We start from the raw sequence: 22,849 nt of genomic DNA on the forward strand, positions 1-22,849 counted from the left end.
GATATTTGATGTGTTCATAATAATTTACTCCTTTGAGTATATTTAAACACATTTAATCACATTGGTCAATAAATTCGATTACTTAATATATTCTCCTTTATTCAAAACCGTGACCATTTAGGTCGAGGTTTGACCGTTTGCGTCGATGTGGTTTTCATTAAATCGCTCATTTGGTATGCTTATAGTATAAAAGTTATGACCCGAAATGTAAATGAAATGTTGTTACAGATAAATCAAAAAAGGCAGGTGGGATATGGTACGGGTAGTGATATATGGAGAAAAACCGACCGACATTGAAGGACTGGAAAAAATGCTGCGTGAAATATTGACTGAAAACCGCAGATGGCCGATGATTCACACGTATATCAGCGATCTGGACGCATATCTGCACTTTGTAAAGGGGAATCCCTACCTCATTATGCTGGCATCCGTCCAGGGCAGACAGGGAGCGGAAATCGTAGAAAAAATCCGGGAAAACAACCCGGCGGCGTCCTTGATCTGGCTTTCCGACCGGGACAATGCCCTTGAATCCTGGCGGATCCATGTGACTGCATTCGGGGTATTTCCGACGAAAAAAGAAGAATTAGAAGAACTTCTGGCGGCGTGCAGCGAAAGCCTGCTGGCTCGGAAGAAAAAGTATTTTGTTCAAGTGGGAAACAGACTGAAATAGAAAAATTCGCTCAGAATAAATGGAGGAAAACAGCATGAAAAAGAAATATAAGCGTGCCCTGGCAGCGGCGCTGGCGGCGGTGATGATATGGAATACCTGTGACTGGCACCCGCAGGTGCTGGCAGGCAGTTCGGTGCAGTATATCGAGGAAGTGAAGGAGCTTTCGGATGAAATCCTGCATCAGGAGGTTCCGTATGGAACGAAATATAAGGATCTGGAGCTGCCGGACAAGCTGAAGGTGCGGGTTTTGGCAGAAGAAGCATCGGATGAAGAAGACGGTGCAGAAAAGATTGCTACGCCGTCGGAGCTTCAAAGCGGAGACGGTAAAGTGGAAACAGAAAAAAAGTCTCAGACGCTTTCTTCATCTGAAACAGATGGTACAGTTCGGAAAGCATCCCCATCTGAGGCAGATGCTACAGAAAAATCGGAAATAGGGGGGTGGATGACACTGAGCAGAAAGCATCCCCATCCGATGCGGACGGGACGAAAACCGATAAAAACTGGAAGGAAGTAAAGGTCCGCTGGGTTCTGGATGAGACCTTCAGTGAGAAAGATACATACGACGGAGAAACACCGGGTACCTATGTGTTTGATGCGGAATTGAAAAGCAGCCGCTATGAACTGGATACCGGCTTTTTGCCAAGCATCGAGGTGACGGTGCTGCCAGAAGAAAAAGGTCCGGCAATCATCGGATTTTCGGAGTTAGATGAGACAGTTGCGGTGCAGAAGCTTCCTCTGGGTGCCAAAGAAAGCGATATCATCCTGCCGGATATACTGGAGGTTGAGGTGGAAGAGGCGGATGAAACGCTGGCGGAAGACAGCCAGAATGTGCATCTGGTGAAAGCAGTGGATAAGGGCACAGAGAAAGATACAGATGCGGAAACGGCAGTCTGGCAGATTTCAGGCATAACCTGGAAACTGGACGAAGAGCAGAGTGATCTTCCGGAGTTTCACGGCGGCATTTCCGAAAAAGACTATTTCGAAGAATTTGACGAGGACGGAGAGCCGGTCGAGACTTCGACGAAGACCTGGGCGGGCTATGAGGAGGCAAATCAGGACTACAACGGCTGTGCCTATGTCTACACACCGGTTCTGCCGGAGGAATATCCGATGGGAGAGGAAGCAGAGCTTCCGGAAATCTGCGTTCTCGTAGGAGAGATGCAGCTGATGACTCTGGCAGGCGAGGAGTATGATCTGAATAATGAGCCGCTACTCATTAATAGTGCTAACAAAAATGAGTTTAACGGAAAAACCATAACCGGCAGATATTGCCCTACCAATCGACCGGAGGCCACTTATACAGACATCAAGGGCGGCATCATAATTGATAATGTTACGGTCGATCTGACGATTAAAAATGTAACGATCCAATCTGGTGGAGCCAGAGGATGGAATCTGGCCGGTATTTACTTGAAAGGCAATGCCCAGCTGAATCTGACCTTAGAAGGAACCAATACACTTGTGGGACTGGATGAGGGAGCCGGAATTGAGGTGGGAAAAGGAGCAACACTGGTTATTACGGAGAATAGTACCGGAAGCCTGAAGGCAGTGGGAGGTGCCTATGGGGCCGCCGGTATCGGAGGAAAAGGAACAGCAAGTGACGAAGGTGCAGATAATAACTGTAGGACAGGAACGATTATAATCAAGGGCGGAACTATCGAAGCTGAAGGTGGAGCTTATTGGGTTTCCTATTCGAGGGATTATCATGGAGGAGCCGGAATCGGAACCGGTCGCTATGGAATCGGCGGAACCATTAAAATACTGGGTGGAACGATAACCGCAAAAGGAGGAAGGCAGACAGGAGCTGGAATCGGAGGCGGAATGGGTGGAAGTGTAGACACGATCGTGATCGACGGGAGGAAAGACGAAGCTCCCAATATAGCCGTATCTTTTTATAAGAATGAAAAATCAGAATATCTGGGAGCTGCCATCGGCAGCGGATGGAATGGAGTGACTGATTTAAAATTATCCTGTGGCGATATCCAGATATTAAGTGGATCTGTGAAGGTAACGGGTGGAAATATTGGTTATGGAGAGTTATGGCCTCTTGATGGAAATGGAATGGAAGGCGGCAGTGTCACTATTTCCGAGGAGGTGCAGCTGGAGCTGCCGCTTGAAAGCAAGATTGCGCCCCGAGGAGAAGAATGTACCTACGGGAAAAAAACATTCCAGATCACCGCTTATGATAACCAGCTACAAAATGAAACCTATCAGGCTGACATAGCCCTGTATTGGAAAAATGATACAGAGAGAAAAAATCCGGTTTATGAAAAAAGCACTCAGATGACCGTCTCAGGATTCAGGGGAACGATACCGGATATAACCCAGTGGATGGGCTATTCCGGAAATATGCAGATGGTTGTAGCGCTGGAGCCTTCCGGTGGCGGGACAGTTAAGACGATGGAGGGAAGCGTTGTTCTAAACAAAGGAAAGGATGAAACCATCTCCGTCACGCTGGGAAAAGCCGCTTACCAGAAGGCAATGGATCTGACCATCCATGATGGCCGTTTGAGGGATGGTAAGAAATATACCCTGACAGTTCAAATCGGGGAAGAAGCAAGCGAAGGCGGCACTGCACCAGATGTAGTAACCTATTTATCTCAAAAAGCTTCCGGTTATCAGCTAAAGACTGATAAAGTCAGCTGGTATACGCCCCTGTCCGGAGAGGTTCCGGTATCGGTTCAGGTACAGGAAGAAGGAGGGGAAGGAGAAAATACGAATAGCTTTACAGTAACAGGATCCCTCTCGATGGAGTCAAAGGAGGAAAAGAATCTTTCCCTTACCATCGGAGAACACCTGTATCCTGTCCGGTTCCACTTCTACTCATCCAAGGTGCAGGAGGCAGAGAATGTATCCCTGACAGCCGGACGGCTGGCTGGAGCCTTAGAAGCTCCGGTGGAATTAAAGCAGGACGAAGGCCAGTTTGCCTTTGACGGGAAGCTGACAATTGATGCAGAAGCAGGTAATCATGCATATGCTCTGGCATATCTTCCGGTCGGAAATTACCGGTTTGTGATAAATACAGGTATTGCAGAATTAGGCGGATCCAGCGGAAGCTTTACTCTGGACAGTGAAACGGTAAAGGCAGAGGTTGCCGGAACGGATATTACCGTATTAAATGAGGCAGAGGCGCTGGAGGGAGAGCTGGATCTTTCCCTTGGAAATATATCTTTTTCCGGGGCAGATGGTAAGCTGACAATTTTATATTCTAAAACAGATGATTCCGGCAAGGTGGTTACAGCAAAGTTAATAGACCAGTCCTATGATAAAAGCTATCGGATCACTTCATCTAAGCTGGTAGAGAATTATCATCTCTCTGTGGATACCCCAGCTTCCGAGGAATTAAAGCTCGTATTAAAGAGCCTTACGATTACACCGGCAGAGGCTACTGCACCGATTCAGATAAACGGAGAATCCCATGTGACCACCTATCTGGAAGGGGAAAACAAGATTTCGATTAATCAATCAGGGGAAAAAGTTTCACCTGCCGGTATCAGCGTGGCGAAAGATGCAAAGCTTACGATTGACAGTGAGCCGGAACAGCAGGGCTCCATCGAGGTGCTCAATAATACAGGTGTAAAGGGGACTGGTGCAGCAATTGGAGGAAATGGAGGAGAGGATGCAGGAACCATTCACATCAAGGGGGGAACTGTAATTGCAACTTCCGATTCTAACGGAGCGGCTATCGGTGCTTCGGCAAGAAATAGTGTAAAAGAAATACGGATTAGCGGAGGAACGATAACTGCAGAAACAAAATCGAATGGTGCCGGAATCGGAACAGGAAGTGCTTTTGGCAAGAAAAGAACCGGCAAAATCGTGATAGCAGGCGGAACGGTGAATGCAAGCTCGTTGAGTGGTGCCGGAATTGGAAGCGGTTATGGATATGCCCCTGGAGACCCAGCGATAACTGCTAAGATTGAGATTCATGGCGGAATGATTACAGCCTATTCTGGACAGGGAGCCTGCATCGGAAGTGGTAAAGACAGTTCATCGGAGGTGCTGATTGACGGCGGCACTATATGCTTAAATAATAAAGAAGCATGGAGTAGGGACGCTGCCCATATTGGAAAGGGGGCTGCGAATTCTACACGGGCACAAACTGATGTGACGATTGCGGGAGGAACGATCCATCTGATCAATGCGGGTGCATATATAAAAATCCCTATGATTTATGGTTGGGAACAGGTAGATGGAAATTGGCAGAAGAATACAGCAAAAGACGGGAAAGATAACCCAGTTTATTATACCACAGCGGATCTGACCGGTATCTATGAGAATAATACACTGGTTAAAAAAGCAGGTATTGAAGGTGAAGGAAGCTCCTACGGCTTTCAGGATGTCCGGACAGATTCCAACGGAAAGATCTATATGTATCTTCCAGAATCGGAGGCAGTGAAAGCCTCCTTTGGCGGTGTGGAATTTACCGGAACAGTAAAGGCAGACACGGATGAAAATGTATTGGAGCGTAAACAGACCTCTATTGATTATCAAAGGGAAGTCCTGAAAAATACGGCTCTGTATGATCTGGAATATGCGGAATCCGAGAATTCTGAATCTTGGACAAAGATCCGGGCAGGAGGCGAAGCTTCTCTGACGAAAATTCTGGACAATCAGCCGGAGAATGCGAGAGAGATTACCCTGTATGTGCGAAAGGCAGCCGCAGGTTCCACAGCAGGCGAAGCAGCCGCAATAACGATTCCGGTAAGACCGGCAAAACCGGATCCGATACAGATAACAAATGTAACGAAAGACAGCTACCTTATTAAGGCTGGGACGGCCGTTTCCGGTTGTGAGTACGGAATTTCAGAATCCGTGGATGGCGAGCTTCAGTGGCAGTCAGGGACTTGGTTTAAGAATCGGAAGCCGGCTAACACCTATTATATAACCCTTCGTGTGAAAGCAACAGACAACAGTTTTGCATCGAAGTCGGCTGATCGCTTATCTGTGACAACGCCGGATATCTTACGGTTCCAAGGTCCCGCTGGCGACGTATCCTTTGAAGCGAATGGAACCTATGGACAGACACTTTCAGAGATTCCGGTACAGCTGGCAGAGGGATTTCGGGTTGTTAATTCTAGAGGAACGGAGGTTTCTGGAGAATGGAGCTTCAGTAAGGAGCAGAAAGGAACGCAAGCTTCCTCCATTTATCCGGAGGTAAAGGGAACCACTGCATATCAGGTAGAATTTAGCCCGGAGGGAGCATCGGAAGGGCAGTATGGAAATAGTTTGAAAAGAAGTGTGATTCCGGAGATATCTCCGAAAGAGTTAACCGCAGTTGTTACGACACCTATTGAAAAGCCTTATGACGAAAATACCGACATCGCATTAGCGGCGACGGTAGCGATAGGAACTCCGGGTCAGAACTATACCATAAGCGGTCTCAAAGGACGCTTTGAAGATGCCAATGCCGGAATCGATAAGACGGTAACCATTGATTCCTCAGAGGCAAAGGTTGAGACAGGCGAGAGTGCAGTGAATCTGCAGAATTACCGTATCATATATCCAGCCCAGACCGGAACCATCCATCAGATACAGGGTTCGGTTTCAATCGATTCGCAAGCATGGACCGGAGAAAAAACCTATGGAGACGACAGCTTTTCCTTGACAGGTGTGAATGTAGAGGGAGATGGAGCTCTGAACTATACAAGCTCGGATGAAAAGGTTCTCACCGTGGACGCACAGGGACAGGTGACCATTAAAGGTACCGGTTCTGCAAAGGTAAGCATCACCATGGAAGATGGAAAGAATTATATTGGCACAAACACACCGGCAGATGGAACGATAACCATAAAAAAAGGAACACTCGCCCTAACTTTAACGGCTGTGAACCGGACGACCGGAGTCCAGCTTTCGAAAGGAATTCTGGGAACAGAGGAAGAGGATTTTGATATCATTGCCAGAGTACAGGGAGTTTACCAGGACAAGCTGCAGGGTTATGTTCATTTCTATGATAATGAAAACCCGGATGCAGATATAGTTTCGGTAGGGGAAGATGGAACCGCTGTACTTAAGTGGACGAAGCCGGGAGAATCATTTGTAGGCACCCACACAATCAAAGCCGAGTTTGATTGTGGCGAATTTAATACGTGGGAATCCAGATACAACACACCAGCTCCGGCATCCCTTACATTTGAAATCAGTAAGGCAGCTCCACCGGCAGAGGATAAGCCAGAAGACTCCGACAAGCCAGATAACTCCGACAAGCCAGACCAATCAGGCAGCCAGAGCTCTTCCTCCGGACGTGACAAGTCTTCCGGCAGCGGAGCGACCAGGCGGGATCCGGTGAGGGGAAGAACCAACAGCATCACAGGTATTCTCACAGGAACTGCCAACAGCACTGCCAATGACGGAAAGAGTCACTGGATGCAGGATGAACACGGCTGGTGGCTCCGCTTCGCAGACAGCAGCTACCCGAAGGCAGAAAAACGCGGTACAAATGGCATTGCATATGCATGGGAGCAGGTAAACGGCAACTGGTGGGCGTTCGATGAAAGCGGCTATATCAAGACCGGCTGGATGCGCGACGAAGACTATGGCGGCTGGTTCTACCTCGATCCGGAACACGGCATGCAGACCGGCTGGGTCCTGATTGACGGCAAATGGCACTATTTCCACCCGACCTCAGACGGAAGAAAAGGCATCCTGTATGTCGGACGTCTGACACCGGACGGCTACTATGTAGATGAAAATGGTGTGTGGGATGGGAAAGACAGACAGTAAAAAGAACATTTAGGTCGAAGTTTGACTGATTGCGGCTTCTATCTAAATCCCTTATGAAGCCGAGTCAAAATGAAATTCCAATGTGTTTACAGCTGTATTCATGAAAAAATATAATGAGCGCAGGAGAAAAGAATGCGGCTGCGAAGCAGACATATTCTTTTCTTGCGCCATTAACGAACGAACAGCCATGCGAAGCAGGGCGGTAGAGCGCGATAGCGCGGGTTCGTGAGTGGACGGGTGAGAATACGTATGATATAATGAACCCCGGGGGATCATAACCTGATTCACAAGGGGAAAACAAACCGACACAGGAGGGGAACACATGAAGAATTTCTACACGGAAGAACAATGGAATGAAATTCTGAAACAGCAGGAATCCGTACTTCGCTACGACACATTTACCCGGAAACAGGCGCTTGAGCTGGGGCTTTTGATTGCAGAGATTACGGGGGAAAAATATCACGGTTCGGTCGCTGTCCGCATCGTGGAGGACGAGACGACCGTCTTTGCCTACAAGATGGAGGGCGCGACGCTGGAAGCAGACTGGTGGATGACCAATAAGCTGGCAGCATCGCGGCTCACGGGGATGAGCTCGCTGCGGGCACTGACGGCATCGAGAGCCGGAGAACTGGAAGCATCCTGGAAAGTGCGCGAGGAGAACTTCTTCGTGTGCGGCGGCTGCATTCCGGTTTTCATGAGAGATGGAAGCCGTCCGTTTGCCTATGTGATGGTATCCGGCATGGAACACTGGGACGATCATCAGGTGATCGCGGATGCGATGGCGAAACAGCTGGGGGTTGAGATTCCGGAGGTTCAAAAAGAGCAGCCATAAAATGATTGACTTGTAAAAATAAAGACGTTTGCAGAAATGGAAGGTAGATGAGCTATCTGCATTTTTGCAGGCGTCTTTTGTTGTTTTACTGTGCCGTATGGCGATGAATTATCCGTTATTTTGTATAGCGCACTTCCCCACCAGGTGGTATAATTCTAGTATTATAAAATTTTAGATTCAAAGAACATTTGCAATGATTCAGATGTTTTCTGCATAGCCGGGAACCGTCTGAGGCAGCCAGAGAATGCGAGGAATGTGGATGAGTAAAAAAGAGGTACGTCAGGCGGCGGCGGAACTGGCCGAGCGCCTTTGCGAAAAAGACTTTTTAGACCGGTCGGGGCTGAGCCGGAAAAATGTGATGATGCTCATGAACAAGGATCACTGGGAGGAGCAGTTCGCCCACATTTTCCCGATTAAAAAGCGGATTTCCTGCAGTGCGGTTTACGAAATCTGCGAGGAACCTTTAAGCCTTTTAGGGCATGAGCCGGAAGAGGGCTGGATGAAGTTTACCTACCAGTATGTGTGCCATATTCTCTACCCGGATGCGGAGTTTAAGAAGAAAAATGCCGCTTTTTCCGCCGGTGCGGAGTTCTATCTGGCAGTGCTTCAGTTCGTATTTGACCGCGAGCGGGCGGTGCTTCCGTACAAACCGATGGAGGACTTTGCATTTTTGGATGATGAGGAAGCTTCAAGCTTTGAGTGCGCGGCAGAATACAGCCGTTTCAAGAAGTTTTTCGCACAGGAATACATCTATGAGATGATGCGCCTCAATGCGGAGGTGACGCCGTTTCGGACGCTGGAGCACATCGCGGGCGTGCATTATGTCGCGATGACGGTGGCACGGGGGCTTTACGAGGCGGGTGTTCCGATCGATCTGACGCTGACCTCGGGGGCGGCTGCAGGTCATGATCTCGGCAAATTCGGCTGCAAGCCGAATGAGCGAGTTCCGTATCTTCATTACTATTATACAAACCAGTGGTTCAACAACCATTCGATGGAATACATCGGCCATATTGCGGCGAACCATTCGACCTGGGATCTGGAACCGGAAAACCTGTCGGTTGAATCCCTGGTGCTGATCTATTCCGATTTCCGTGTAAAACAGAGCCGCGGCGATGATGGGCGTGAGATTACCTATATTTCTAATCTGGACGAGGCGTTCAATGTCATTCTCTCGAAACTCGACAACGTGGATGAGGTGAAATTAAACCGTTACCGCTTTGTTTATTCCAAGCTGCATGATTTTGAGGATTATATGCGGTCTCTCGGCGTGGATGTGGATTTGAATGGACACCCGAAAAAGCCGGAGGTGCTGCCGGATATTTCCCTTCGGAATGCAGAGCAGACGGTGCAGTCCCTCGTTTTCATGGGTATCGAGCATAATATCCGCGTTATGCATCAGATGGGGGCGGAACGCCAGTTTGGCAATCTCCTCGAGGCGGCGCGCAGCGAGAAGGATTGGAAGAGTGTCCGCGCGTACTTAAACATTTTCCGTGAATATTTTACATACACAAACGACAAACAGAAAGAGCAGACGCTGGGCTTTTTATATGAGCTTCTGATGCACCGTGAGGGCGACATCCGCGCGCAGGCGGCGAGGCTGATCGGACACGTGATCGCGCAGTTCAACGCCGGTTACCGCAAGGAGCGCCCGGCGGGCATGCCGGATATTGCCGAGGAGCGCGTGATGGAGATCTGGAAGCAATATCTGGAAATGATCATCCGACCGGATCATAAGCTGATGCTGCAGCAGAAAAGGCGCATCCGTTATCACCTGAAAAATGTGCTGGCATCGGTGGTTGATCATGCGACGCCGGGTGATCTGCGGGAATTTCTGGAGGCATTTCTGGTTTGGTATGACCGGGCGGAGGAGCTGGATCCGGGCGAGGCATTTTCCCTGCTGGATACGGTGCATTTCATGCCGTTTGATAAACTGAGCGAAGAGGAACTGGGGAAAATCGCAAAATTTGCCCTGATTGAGTCGCAGAGCGGGGAACCGGATGTGCGGATCGCATCGTGGCGCGCGTTCAAGCTTCTGACGGCGTACCAGCCGGATCATCCGTGCTGTGCCGAGATCGGCGTGTGCGTGAGGGCGGCGCAGGTTGAGGACAATATCACGATGACCTTCCTCAAATACCGCGTGTTAAGTAACCTCGGAGAGGACACGGCGAGAGAACAGGAACTTTTGTATGACCGCGATGTTGTCTCTGATATTTTCCTGGATAACCTCAAAACAGCGACGCCGTGGGTCATCAAGTCGGCCAATATCAAGCTGCTCGTCGATCAGATCGCCCATGGCAAACAGGAACATATGCTGCATATCGCAGCGCATCTCTCAAACCTTGTAAAAGTCAGCGAGCACGTGATCGTGCGCCATGATGCCGGAACCGCCCTGCTTCGCATCATCGGGCTTCTGACACCGGATCAGAGAAATGAGATCGTGGTCGAGCTGATGAAGGGGCTGGAAGTCGGTGAGTACGAATTTTCCAAATATATTCCGCAGTATCTGGGGCAGGCGGCGCTGTGGCTGCCGCCGGAACAGCTGGAGGAGATCGTTTCCTACCTGCATGGCATGATGGCAAATGCAAACGACCAGATAGTCTCGGTTGCGCTTGATACGGTCGGCGTGCTGCTGGAACGGTATTCGTGCTACCCAGAGCGCTTTGCGGAGGAAAAAGAGGTATGCGAGGAACGGCGCGGACGTCTGCTTGGCATCCTGCTCAGCGGTCTGGCGAATTATCGCGAGTCGGTGCGCCAGGAGGCGATGCTGGTGCTGGGGCAGACCGTCTTCGGCTCATCCTGGATGGAGTGCCGGGAGAAAAAAGAGCTGTTCGCCCTGTCCTTCCGCAAGATGCTGTTCTTATTCAATGAAAATAAGGGAAATGAGCTGACGGCATTTTATCGTGCGGCGTCCCTTTCTAATATTTACCGGTTCATCACGCAGTACCATATGACCGAGGGCAATTTAGAGATCAAAGAGCGGAACCAGGTGGCATTCTTCCCGGGCACATTTGATCCGTTTACGCTGTCGCACAAAGAGATTGTCCGCGAGATCCGCGACCTCGGCTATGAGGTATTTCTGGCGGTCGATGAATTTTCCTGGTCGAAAAAGGCGCAGCCGCATCTGATCCGCCGTCAGATCGTGAGCATGTCGGTGGCGGATGAGTTCCATGTGAACCTGTTCCCGGATGATATTCCGGTCAATATCGCCAATCCGGCGGATCTGAAACGCCTGAGAGAGGTGTTTTCCGGAAAAGAGCTGTATATCGTGGTCGGCAGCGATGTCATTGCCAATGCCTCTTCTTATAAGAAGAAACCGGTCAAAAATTCGATTCATTCGATGAACCACATCGCGTTCCGCCGCGTGGGTGATGTCAAGGCGGACAATAAATACAACCGTCAGATGATGGATCAGATCAGCGGCAAGGTTGTGGAGCTGGAGCTTCCGGAGCATCTGGAGGACATCAGTTCGACGAGAATCCGTGAAAATATCGATCTGAACCGCGATATTTCGAACCTGATTGACCCGTCTGTGCAGGAATATATCTATTACAACGGTCTGTATCTGCGGGAGCCGGAATATAAACCATATATCCGCGCGCGTGCGATCTCCTATGAGGAGGTGGAGATGCCGGATGAAATGCTTCTGGCGGAAATTTCGAATTTCGTTCTGCGGGACGAAGAAGATCGGGAGGACCTGTTAAATTCGATGAAGGAGTCGGGCGACCGGCTGCTGCTTCTTAGGAATACCGTGCAGGAAAACCGGCTGGTCGGCGTGGCACGGCTTCGCTATCTGGCGCCGGATGAGCTGTTTGCCGTCCTGGGACAGGTCAGTCTGGCAGATCAGGTGCGCCGCCATACCTACGGTGAGATTCTTCTGATTTCGGGTATCTATGTCGAGCGCGATCCGATGATCTACGACGCGGAACAGCTGCTTTTAACCGAGGCGATCGCACGGTCCTTTGAGTATAAATGCGGCTATGCACTTTTCTTCCCGGCAGACGGTTACTGCCCGGAGCGCGTGCTGTCGGCGGTGGTCCGCCAGGGCTTTGTGAAGGCGCCGGAATCCCCGGAAGACGCGCCGCTCTATCTGGTCGATATGCATGCGCCGCTTGTGTTAGTGCAGAATCTGGAAACAACGTTAAAAGAACCATTTTCCAGCAATCCGCGCGTTCTGGATGCGATCTACAAGGCGCATCGGGAATTGCAGATGGCGATGACGCGCTTCTATCCGGGACAGCTGGTTCTTTCGATGTCTGCGAGCGTGATTTACCATCGTCTGGTGGAACGGATCACGGCGTTGAATGGTGTGCCGCGTGACCCAGTGACGCCGAGGCACCTCGGCGGGGCGATGTGCGTGCCGTTCGGCAAGATCCTGCGTGGAAAAGTTATTCCGAATACGGTGACGAAGACGCTGCATACAGATAAAGTGTACGATCCGGAGCTGAAAGAGAAGTCGATCGAAGCGTTCCCGTACTATTCGCCGCTGCGAAGCCAGATCAAGGCTATCAAGTCCTTTGACCGCCCGGTGATTCTGGTTGATGATCTGCTGCATCACGGCGGACGTTTCGAGGCATTGGAACCGATGCTGCGCGAAGAGGGCGTGGAAATCAAAAAATTGGTGTTAGGTATGATTTCAGGCTACGGGCGCGACACGATGGCGACGAAGGGCGTGCCGGTAGACAGTATTTATTATATTCCGAATCTGCGGAACTGGTTTGTCGAGTCCACACTGTACCCGTTCATCGGAGGCGATACGGTGCGCCGCGATACCGTGAAGGTGGCGGGACTGACGCCGTCGATCAATATGATCCTGCCGTATGCCGCACCGCCGGTACAGGGAAGTACGCCGGAAGCCGCGTTTGAGTTCTCCGCGTGCTGCATCCGCAACGCGCGCAACATCCTTCTGGTGCTCGAATCCGAGTACCGGGCGCTGTTTGCGAGAAACTTAACGCTCAGCCGCCTGTCTGAAGCGGTCATCCTGCCGCTCTGCCCGGATAAAGGCGAGTGCGTCAGCTACGATCCGAATCTGGCAGCGTCGGTGTATCTGGAAAATGATTTAGAGATGCTGTATCGGACGCGGAAGTGAGAAATTTGTGGAAGCACAAGGATAATTACTGGAACAGAAAAATAATATCATATAAGATATCAAAAAAGAGCAGGGGGTATGCAATATGTACTATTATAAAATTGGAGATAAAATCTGTTGTTCCTTCAATGGAAATTTATCATACGAAAAGGCAGAAATGCCGCACCCGGGCACGCCGCTCACATTCTTATTCGAGCGCGAGCTGGGAACCGGAAGAGATTCTTTTAAGGTAAACTCGCCGCTGCTTTTATTCCAGGAGGCAGAGAATGTTTCCTGGCTGAGCAGCCGGAAGCTGGAAGCGCAGGCGGCAAAGAAAAATTGTGAGCTTGACGAGGCAGTCGAAGCCGCGATCACTCAGGACGTGATGCGTGCAGTCAACCGCCTGCATCCGGATTTTGAGGCTATTTTGGCAGAAAAACCGCAGAAAACGAAGAAAAGAGTCCATGTGCTGGCGATCGGCGACGTCGGAAGTACGCTGTTGACCGGGCTTCATCTTCTGGGCGGCGACTGCATCAGTTCGATCGGCATCTGTGATATTTCTGATAAAGTGACCGCACGCTGGGAATTTGAGGAAAACCAGATCGCGTACCCGTGGGCATATGACGCGCTGCCGGAGGTCGATGTGGTAAAACCGGAAGACCTCTTCAAATGCGATGTGTTTGTATTTGTTGCTTCCAAGGGAATCCCGCCGGTTGGTTCCGGTGTCAAGGATGTGCGGATGTACCAGTTTGAAAATAACTCCAAGATCGTTGCCCAGTATGCAAGACAGGCGAGAACCGAGCATTTCAAGGGCTTATTTGCCGTTGTCTCCGATCCGGTTGACCCACTGGCAAAGACGGCATGGCTGGAGAGCAACAAGGACGAAAACGGCATCCTTGATTTAAAGGGACTCCGTCCGGAACAGGTACAGGGCTTCGGACTGGGCGTTATGAATGCGCGCGCGGCTTATTATGCGAAGCGCGACGGACGATTTTCACAGTTTTTGACCGAGGGACGTTCCTTCGGACCGCATGGACAGGATCTCGTCATCGCAGATTCCATTGCAAATTACAACGATGCGCTTTCAAAAGAACTGACCCAGCTGACGGTAACGGCAAACCTGCATATGCGCGCGATCGGTTTCAAGCCGTTTATCGCACCGGCATATTCCTCCGGCGCAATCTCCCTGATTCTGATGATGCGCGGCGAATGGCACTGCGGTTCCGTCTTCATGGGCGGTATCTTCATGGGAGTGAAAAACCGTTATACCGAATATGGTCTGGAAACAGAAATTCTTCCACTGCCGGATGCGCTGTATGAGCGGATTGTGACGGCGGAGGAAAATCTGAAAAGGATTGTCTGATCGATGAGTCTTATCGCAGGAAGGAAGCGAAAATAAATGATTCATTCAAATTCAGAAGGAGATATCTATATAGAAGAAATGCCTCTCCTCCTCGTCCATCTGCGCGAGGAGGAAAAAGGCGCGGATGCGCGCCTTTCGGAGGTGTTATCCTATGCGCTGGACGGCTACGCCTACGAGACAGCGATGGAAATCAGTGCTTTTGAAGATTATGTAAACCGATGGAGGCGCCTGGAGAAGACACAGAATCGAAAAAATCCAGTCCAGGGACGTATCCTGTTTGCCGTGCCCCTTGGCACATCTGGCATCAACCTGGAGCTTTACCGTCTGATTCGTTTCCTGCGGGAACATCCGGATTTTCTGAACGGTTTTGTCGGCGGACTTTTGGTGGACAGTGAAAATGACCTCTATTCCAAATCGGCGGCGAAGGATCTGGTATTTGCCGCTAACTGTGCGGGCTGCGCGTTCGTGGGACGCCCGCTCGTCGAGGGCACGCGGACACTTTCCAATTACACGATCGTTTCCAATAATCTTGGAACCGATCTGATGGGGGCATACCGCGAGAGCGCAGCGGGGCTGGTCAAAGAAGTACTGGGAACGGATTGCGTCAGGAAAAAATGTCCGAAAGTATTGGTATTGCACGCGTCAAGCCACAAGACCTCCAACACCTACGCGATCTGGGACCGGGTGAAAGAACAGCTCCCGGAGATGGAGATCCGGGAGATAGGGCTTCGAAACGGTACGCTTTCCGACTGCGCCGGATGCCCGTACAAGATGTGCCTGCATTTTGGCGAGCAGGGAAGCTGCTTCTACGGTGGAGTGATGGTCGAGGACGTCTATCCGGCAGTCCGCGAGGCGGATGCCATCGTGATGCTCTGTCCAAACTACAACGATGCGCTGTCGGCAAACCTGACTGCGTTCATCAACCGCCTGACTTCGCTGTTCCGGACGACGCGGTTTTATGACAAAGCGCTGTTTGCGGTGGTTGTGTCGGGCTATTCCGGAAGCGATATCGTGGCGGAACAGCTTATCGCGGCGTTAAATATGAACAAAACCTTCTATCTGCCGGGGCACTTTGCGATGATGGAGACGGCAAACAATGCCGGGGCAGCGATGCAGCTGCCGGGGATTGAGGAACGGATGAATGCGTTTGCGGAGAGAATCCGGGAGACGCTATTATATAGGTAAAGAGGCGTTATAAGCAGGGCAGCGTCACTGGGAGAGTTTGTAACTGTTCACAGGTAGGAATTTTTTGAACTGAAAATTCCGTACGATACAGTTCCGGCAGCAGATTTTGCCGATTTGGAATGCGTAGCATCGGCAAAATCCCGTTGCTGGGCACACGTGTGTGAACAGTAACGAGAGTTTCACATCTGCTATAAAATTCTTTACAGATTTCATGAAACTAAGTATACTATATAAATATGCAAAAACTGTTTTACTCAGGCTAAAAGCTATGTGAAATTGTACTATTTAAAGAGGGAGAAAGGCAGAAATGAAATCCTGGAGACGAACATTAGCGATAGGCTTTATCATAGCGATAACTTCGCAGCTTTATTGGAACGTATTTGTCAACAATTTCCGTGTGTCAGCGTCGGTTATCCTGCTTCCGGTGCTGATTATGACAGTCGGAAGTCAGATTCACACGATGACGATCTGTACGGTGACGTCGATCATTGTTTTTTTATTCCGAATTGTGATATATTATCTGCAGGGAATGCCATCCGAGATGCTGGTACAGCTTGCGATGCCCGGAGCATTCTTTTATATCGTGTACGGCATGATGTTCAAGCTGCAGATCCGGAATAAACATATCGCGAATCTGGAAAATGTGATTGCGGCGGCATTTTTCTGTGACTTATGCTCGAATATATTCGAAAATTTTCTGGCAGCGCTTCTGAAAAACAATGCGATGCCGGGACCGGATATGATTCAAAAGCTTTTTATGATCGCTGCAGTCCGCACGCTTTTTGTGGCACTGGCACTGATCGGAGAACAGCAGTACCGGCTACTTCTTACGAAAGCGGATCATGAGAGCCGTTATCAACGGTTATTTCTTATGACGACGGGACTCAAGACTGAGATTTACCTGATGCATAAGAACACCGAGGAGATCGAGCGCGTCATGAGCAATGCATACAAGCTCTATGAGCAGATTCTGGAAAAGGATCTTCCACGGGAAATGCAGCAGATGGGACTTGAGATAGCGCGGGATGTCCATGAGATCAAGAAAGATTACATCCGCATCATTCAGGGCATTGAAGAGGCGATCGAGGAAGAGTCGAACGAGGAAACGATGAGCCTGCAGGATCTTCTTCGGATTCTGGAATCATCCACCTACCGGACCATGGCGGAGAAAAAGCTGGATATCCGTCTGATGTTTGACTGCCGGGACAATTTTATGACGCAGGAACACTACCAGCTTATGACGATTCTCAAAAATTTGGTAGGAAATGCGGTGGAAGCGATCGAATCGACGAAAAAAAGTGGGATGATCTGGATTCGGGAGTACAAAAAAGATGGCAATTATGTGTTTGAAGTAGCGGACGACGGACCGGGAATTTCAGAAAAACATCTCCCACGGATTTTCAATATGGGATATTCAACGAAGTTTGATGAAAAAACCGGCAATATATATAGAGGCGTCGGGCTCTGCGGTGTGAAAAACGCGGTAGAGGAGCAGTTTGAAGGTAGTATTTCAGTGGATTCGGAAGAGGGAAGAGGAACGAAATTCCATATTGAGATACCGATAGCGAAATTGGAGGAAATAGAGTAAATGGAGATTTATATTGTTGAAGATGATATGTCAGTGATCAGCGTCCTGCAGGATATTATTGAAGATAATGATCTGGGAATTGTCTGCGGAACTTCAGAGGGACAGCCGGCGGATGTGGATGATATCCTGGCAAAGAATCCGGATATGGTTCTGATTGATTTCCTGATGCCGGAAAAGGACGGTGTTCAGGTCATGCGCGAACTGCGGGAAAGAGGCTGCAAGGCAAAATGCATCATGATTTCCCAGGTGGCGGCAAAAGAATTGATCGGCAAGGCATACGATGCGGGCATTGAGTTCTTCATCAGCAAGCCAATCAATATCATTGAGGTAAAATCGGTCATCCGTAATGTGGATGAGCAGATCAAGAATGAGAAAACACTGACGAATATTAAGAAAATGTTCATGGCAGAGATCGCGGATATGCCGAAGGAGAAGAAAAAAGATGACGGTTACGGCAGAAAGGTGCTTTACATTTTAAACCGTCTCGGCATGTCCGGCGAGAAGGGCGGCGACGATATCCTTCGGATCTGCGAGTATCTGCACAACAACGGACGCCCGATCTCCCAGGTCAGCATCGGTCAGCTCTGCGAGCTTTTGAGCGATGCGCCGAAGAACATGGAGCAGCGTGTCCGCCGTGCGATCGCGGTCGGCATGTCGAACCTGGCACATTTGGGTATTGAGGATTTCATGAATGAAACCTTTACTGCATACTCCAGCACCCTGTTCCCATTCGAGGAAATCCGGGCAGAGATGGATCACATCCGCGGTAAACGCCGTTACGGCGGCAAAGTCAGCATCAAAAAGTTCATCGACAGCCTGATGCTGGCGGTAGATCGTGAGGTATAACGGGTAGATTTACAAAAATTTCCAATCTGTTTATCATAAGTTAAAAAAATGTTATAAAAATTTTATGTTTTTATGATGGATCTTGTAGTTTTTTGTCGGGGCTACAGTATTATACACCTGCGAGCAAGAAAAAAAATAGGTTGGAGGTAGTTGTATGAAGACAATCGAGCTTGATATGTATCAGGCAACCGCAGTTGCGGCACTTGTACTGTTACTGGGACGTATTCTGGTAGCTAAAATTTCTATTCTTCGTCGGTATTGTATTCCGGCACCTGTAGTTGGTGGTTTCCTTTATGCAATCGTTCATACCATCGTAAGAGGCATGGGCATTCTGGAAATTTCCTGCGACATGACACTTAAAAACGTATTCATGGTAGCGTTCTTCTGTAGCGTTGGTTTCACAGCATCTTTCCGTATGCTGAAGAAGGGCGGCGTTCAGACCGTTATATTCCTGGCTCTGTCAGTCGTTATGGTAGTTCTTCAGAACATCCTGGGTGCTGGTCTGGCAAGCGTATTTGGTCTGGATCCTCGTCTGGGTCTGGCAACCGGTTCCATCCCGATGGTAGGTGGTCACGGTACTGCTGGTTCCTTCGGACCGTTACTTGAGGAATTAGGCGTAGCAAATGCGAGCGTTGTAGCTATCGCTTCCGCTACTTATGGTCTGGTTGCAGGCTGCGTAATCGGTGGTCCTATTGCAACTGCCAAGATCCGTAAGTACAAACTCTCCTCAGTTGCTGAGGCAGCTACTAAGACTGAGACTGTAGAGACAGATGAGACTGGTGCAATCGATTCCGCTAGAATCCTTGACGGTCTTCTGTACTTAATTGTTGCTATCGGTGCTGGTACTGTCGTATCCATGTTCCTTGGCAAGCTTATGACATTCCCGTTCTACATCGGCGCAATGTTAGTTGGTGCTATCATCCGTAACATCATGGATGTTCAGAACAAAGAGATCCCGATGGAAGAGATCAGCACACTGGGCGGTGCTTCCCTTTCCGTATTCCTGGGTCTGGCTATGATCGATATGAAGCTGTGGCAGTTAGCTGAGCTGGCTGTACCGATGGTAGTTATGCTTCTTGCACAGACAGTACTTATGTTCTTCTATGCAAACTTTGTTGTATTCAACGTACTTGGCAAATCCTACGATGCTGCTGTTATGACCAGTGGTTTCTGTGGATTCGGTATGGGTGCTACCCCGAACGCTATGGCAAACATGCAGGCAATCACCGGCGCATATGGTCCGGCTCCGACTGCATTCATGGTTGTTCCGCTGGTAGGTTCCTTATTCATCGACTTTTTTAACGCAACTATCCTGACAGGATTCATCAGCTTCCTGGGCTAATAGATGCGAATTTCAAGAGGTCTGCTTTTCGGCAGGCCTCTTTTTTGTGTAATAGGAAATTCCTTGGAATTCCCTATTACACAAAAAGGCGCTAACGTGCCAATGATGCGCACTCACACGAAGCAGAAATATGTCGCAAGCGACCGCGCGAGGCGCCCGAATGTGCTTTGGCACATCCGTTGTCCATCCCCGAGTTATAATCAGGAACAATATAACTCCATAAGCAAATAATAATAACATCTATAACACTATTTTTATTTGATTCTGACGAAGAAATGATATATAATACATTATAGAAACAGAAAAGTTCACAAAAACAATTTGGAACCAGAGGGAATTATGTACAAGATTGATGAAACCATCGTCAAGTATTTGTGGTAACCATAGTTCAGTGAACTATTCAAACTTATATACATATCAGGAGGTATTATCCAATGAGCAAGTATGTTGACAGAGTTCTTGCAGAACTCAAAGAGAAAAACGCACATGAAGCCGAATTCCTTCAGACAGCAGAGGAAGTATTATCCACTCTGGGTCCGGTTGTAGATGCACATCCGGAGTACGAGAAGGTTGCTCTTCTTGAGAGAATGGTTGAGCCGGAGAGAACTATCGAGTTCCGTGTACCGTGGGTTGATGACAACGGTGCTGTTCATGTAAACCGTGGCTATCGTGTACAGTTCAACGGCGCTATTGGACCGTACAAAGGAGGCTTACGTTTCGCTCCTTCTGTAAACCTGTCTATCATGAAATTCTTAGGCTTCGAGCAGACTTTCAAAAACAGCTTAACAACCCTGCCGATGGGCGGTGCTAAGGGTGGTTCTGACTTCGACCCGAACGGCAAGAGCGATGCAGAGGTTATGAGATTCTGCCAGTCCTTCATGACTGAGTTATATCGTCACATCGGACCGGACGTAGATATCCCGGCTGGTGACCTTGGTGTAGGTGCTCGTGAGATCGGTTACCTGTATGGCCAGTACAGAAAGATCCGTGGTGCATTCGAGAACGGTACTATCACTGGTAAGGGAATGTCCTTCGGTGGTTCTCTGGTACGTCCGGAAGCAACTGGTTTCGGCGCTGTTTACTATGTAGAAGCAGTTATGAAACATGAGAACGATGACATCAAAGGCAAGAGCGTTGTTGTATCTGGTTTCGGTAACGTTGCTTGGGGTATCTGCAAGAAACTGGCTGAGCTGGGTGCTAAGGCTGTTACCCTGTCTGGTCCGGACGGATACATCTACGATCCGGAAGGTGTTGTAACTGAAGAGAAGATCAACTACATGCTGGAGATGAGAGCATCTGGACGTAACAAAGTTCAGGATTACGCAGACAAGTTCGGCGTACAGTTCTTCCCAGGTGAGAAACCGTTCGGCGTTAAGGCTGACATCGTTATGCCGGCTGCTACTCAGAACGACGTTCGTATGGAAGAGGCTCAGAAGATGGTTGCTAACGGCCTTAAGTACTACATCGAGGTTGCTAACATGCCAACTACCAACGAAGCTCTTAAGTTCTTAATGGAGCAGAAGAACATGGTAGTAGCTCCGTCCAAGGCTGTTAACGCAGGTGGCGTTCTTGTATCTGGTCTTGAGATGAGCCAGAACAGCGAGAGATACAGCTGGACAGCAGAGGAAGTTGATTCCAAACTTCATCAGATCATGACTGGTATCCATGATGGTTCCGCAGCAGCAGCTGAGAAATACGGCTTAGGCTACAATCTGGTAGCTGGTGCTAACATCGTTGGTTTCCAGAAAGTTGCTGATGCTATGATGGCTCAGGGTATCTGCTGGTAGTCAGTAGTTCCCCATACCATATGGAGTGAATGTATAAGTAATATAATTGCATAACGCAGTTACATAAAGAGACTGCTGATTCGGACAACCTGGCGACAGGAAGTCCGGCTCAGCGGTCTTTTTTGCGTAATAGGAAATTCCTTGGAATTCCCTATTACGCAAAAAGGCACTAACGTGCCAAGGAATAATTCTTCCCTCCCACACATAAAATAGTAATGGTAATTTTTGACAGTCTATCTAAGACGTAAATGTTCAAGCAGGGAGGAGAATGAGAGAATGAGAAGAACAAAAAAGACGAAAAAAACGAGAATGCAGGGACACATGGCAGTAGCAATTTCCATGGCGATGACGGCAGGGCTGGCGCTGACGGGATGCGGCAGTACCGGAACGACAGGAGTATCGGCAGAGACATCTGCGGGAGGTAAAAATGAAGCCGGGAGGAATACTGCCGGTAACACAGCAGGCGGACAGGAAGAAAGTCAGAGTGGGGCTGGCGCTGCGCAGGTGACAGACACGAAAAAGGGCGGAAAGGATGGCGGAACCAGCCTCATTTTCACGACGGGAGGCGATCAGGGTACATATTATGGATTTGGCGGCGTGCTTGCAGGAAAGATAGGGGAATCGACCAGCACTTCGGTGACGGCGATCACATCGGGCGGTTCGCAGGCAAATATCGAGGCGCTGGATGCACATGATGCGGATTTGGGATTTGTGCAGTCGGATGTCATGGCATATGCCTACAATGGTACGAATCTCTTTGAAGAATATGGAAAAGTTGCTGATTTCTCGACCGTGGCGGCGCTCTATATGGAGCAGGTGCAGATTGTTACGCTGGATCCGTCGATTCAGTCGGTAGCCGATCTGGAAGGCAAAAATGTTTCGGTCGGCGCGGCGGGGTCAGGAGTCTATTATAATGCGGTGGATGTGCTGGGAGCATATGGATTGGATATCGAAAAAGATATAAATCCGACGTATCAATCCTTTGGGGACAGCGCAGAGGCGCTGCAGGATGGCAAGATTGATGCGGCATTTGTCGTAGCGGGTGCACCGACGACCGCAATCACCTCCCTGGCAGCGACGAAGGATGTGTATCTCGTCAGCCTGGACGATGAGCATATGGATCAGCTGATTAAAGAATCGCCATATTACAGCAAAAACACGATCCCAGCGTCCGCGTATGGAACGGATGAGGATATCAGGACGGTGGCTGTCGGTGCGGTAGTAGTGGCGCGCGATGACGTTCCGGCAGAGGATATCTATAACTTCTGCTATGGCGTCTTTGAAAATATGGATTCCATCAAGGCGGCGCATGCGAAGGGAGCGGAGCTGAACCTTGAATTTGCCACTTCGGTCACAGCGGTTCCGTATCATCCGGGAGCAGCGGATTATTTCGCAGAGAAAGGGATGGAGGTGCCGGTGAAATAAGGGGGAAACCCAGAAATGAAGTA

At 49.4% G+C, this 22,849-nt stretch carries 12 protein-coding genes; all 12 read left to right on the forward strand.

Annotated features, from left to right (window positions below; translation table 11 throughout):
* Positions 1 to 253: 253 nt before the first annotated feature.
* The 12 genes from DW931_RS07520 to DW931_RS07575 all read left to right on the forward strand — a co-directional run bounded on the left by DW931_RS07520 (position 254) and on the right by DW931_RS07575 (position 22,826).
* On the forward strand, positions 254 to 670 hold the full coding sequence (locus tag DW931_RS07520; protein WP_117796264.1) for a hypothetical protein: 417 nt from the start codon (positions 254 to 256) through the stop codon (positions 668 to 670).
* A 34-nt stretch (positions 671 to 704) separates the two neighbouring features.
* Positions 705 to 1,184 (forward strand): hypothetical protein, encoded by a 480-nt coding sequence (locus tag DW931_RS07525; protein WP_118481891.1) that lies wholly within the window; start codon positions 705 to 707, stop codon positions 1,182 to 1,184.
* A complete protein-coding gene (locus DW931_RS07530; protein WP_118626941.1) occupies positions 1,109 to 7,390 on the forward strand; it encodes a YDG domain-containing protein in 6,282 nt (2,093 codons plus the stop codon). The genes DW931_RS07525 and DW931_RS07530 overlap by 76 nt, the downstream gene beginning before the upstream one ends.
* 322 nt (positions 7,391 to 7,712) lie before the next feature.
* Positions 7,713 to 8,222, forward strand: coding sequence for a heme-binding protein (locus tag DW931_RS07535; RefSeq protein WP_107000644.1), 510 nt, complete (start codon positions 7,713 to 7,715; stop codon positions 8,220 to 8,222).
* 259 nt (positions 8,223 to 8,481) lie between these two features.
* Complete coding sequence (locus DW931_RS07540) at positions 8,482 to 13,311, forward strand: cytidyltransferase-related domain protein (RefSeq protein ID WP_107000999.1); 4,830 nt, start codon at positions 8,482 to 8,484, stop codon at positions 13,309 to 13,311.
* An 85-nt stretch (positions 13,312 to 13,396) separates the two neighbouring features.
* Positions 13,397 to 14,653, forward strand: coding sequence for a lactate dehydrogenase (locus DW931_RS07545; RefSeq protein WP_107000643.1), 1,257 nt, complete (start codon positions 13,397 to 13,399; stop codon positions 14,651 to 14,653).
* Between the two features lie 36 nt (positions 14,654 to 14,689).
* Positions 14,690 to 15,838 (forward strand): NAD(P)H-dependent oxidoreductase, encoded by a 1,149-nt coding sequence (locus DW931_RS07550; RefSeq protein ID WP_233430209.1) that lies wholly within the window; start codon positions 14,690 to 14,692, stop codon positions 15,836 to 15,838.
* Positions 15,839 to 16,145: 307 nt separating this feature from the next.
* Complete coding sequence (locus DW931_RS07555; protein WP_118293841.1) at positions 16,146 to 17,426, forward strand: ATP-binding protein; 1,281 nt, start codon at positions 16,146 to 16,148, stop codon at positions 17,424 to 17,426.
* Positions 17,427 to 18,272, forward strand: coding sequence for a DNA-binding domain-containing protein (locus DW931_RS07560; protein ID WP_022359963.1), 846 nt, complete (start codon positions 17,427 to 17,429; stop codon positions 18,270 to 18,272).
* A gap of 154 nt (positions 18,273 to 18,426) precedes the next feature.
* On the forward strand, positions 18,427 to 19,614 hold the full coding sequence (gene gltS / locus DW931_RS07565; protein WP_118626942.1) for a sodium/glutamate symporter: 1,188 nt from the start codon (positions 18,427 to 18,429) through the stop codon (positions 19,612 to 19,614).
* 434 nt (positions 19,615 to 20,048) lie between these two features.
* Positions 20,049 to 21,401, forward strand: coding sequence for an NADP-specific glutamate dehydrogenase (gene gdhA / locus DW931_RS07570; RefSeq protein WP_107000640.1), 1,353 nt, complete (start codon positions 20,049 to 20,051; stop codon positions 21,399 to 21,401).
* A gap of 276 nt (positions 21,402 to 21,677) precedes the next feature.
* Positions 21,678 to 22,826 (forward strand): TAXI family TRAP transporter solute-binding subunit, encoded by a 1,149-nt coding sequence (locus DW931_RS07575; RefSeq protein WP_243015215.1) that lies wholly within the window; start codon positions 21,678 to 21,680, stop codon positions 22,824 to 22,826.
* Positions 22,827 to 22,849: the final 23 nt, after the last annotated feature.

This window comes from Clostridium sp. AM43-3BH, from assembly GCF_003479985.1.
GTDB classification, from domain to species: domain Bacteria; phylum Bacillota; class Clostridia; order Lachnospirales; family Lachnospiraceae; genus Otoolea; species Otoolea fessa.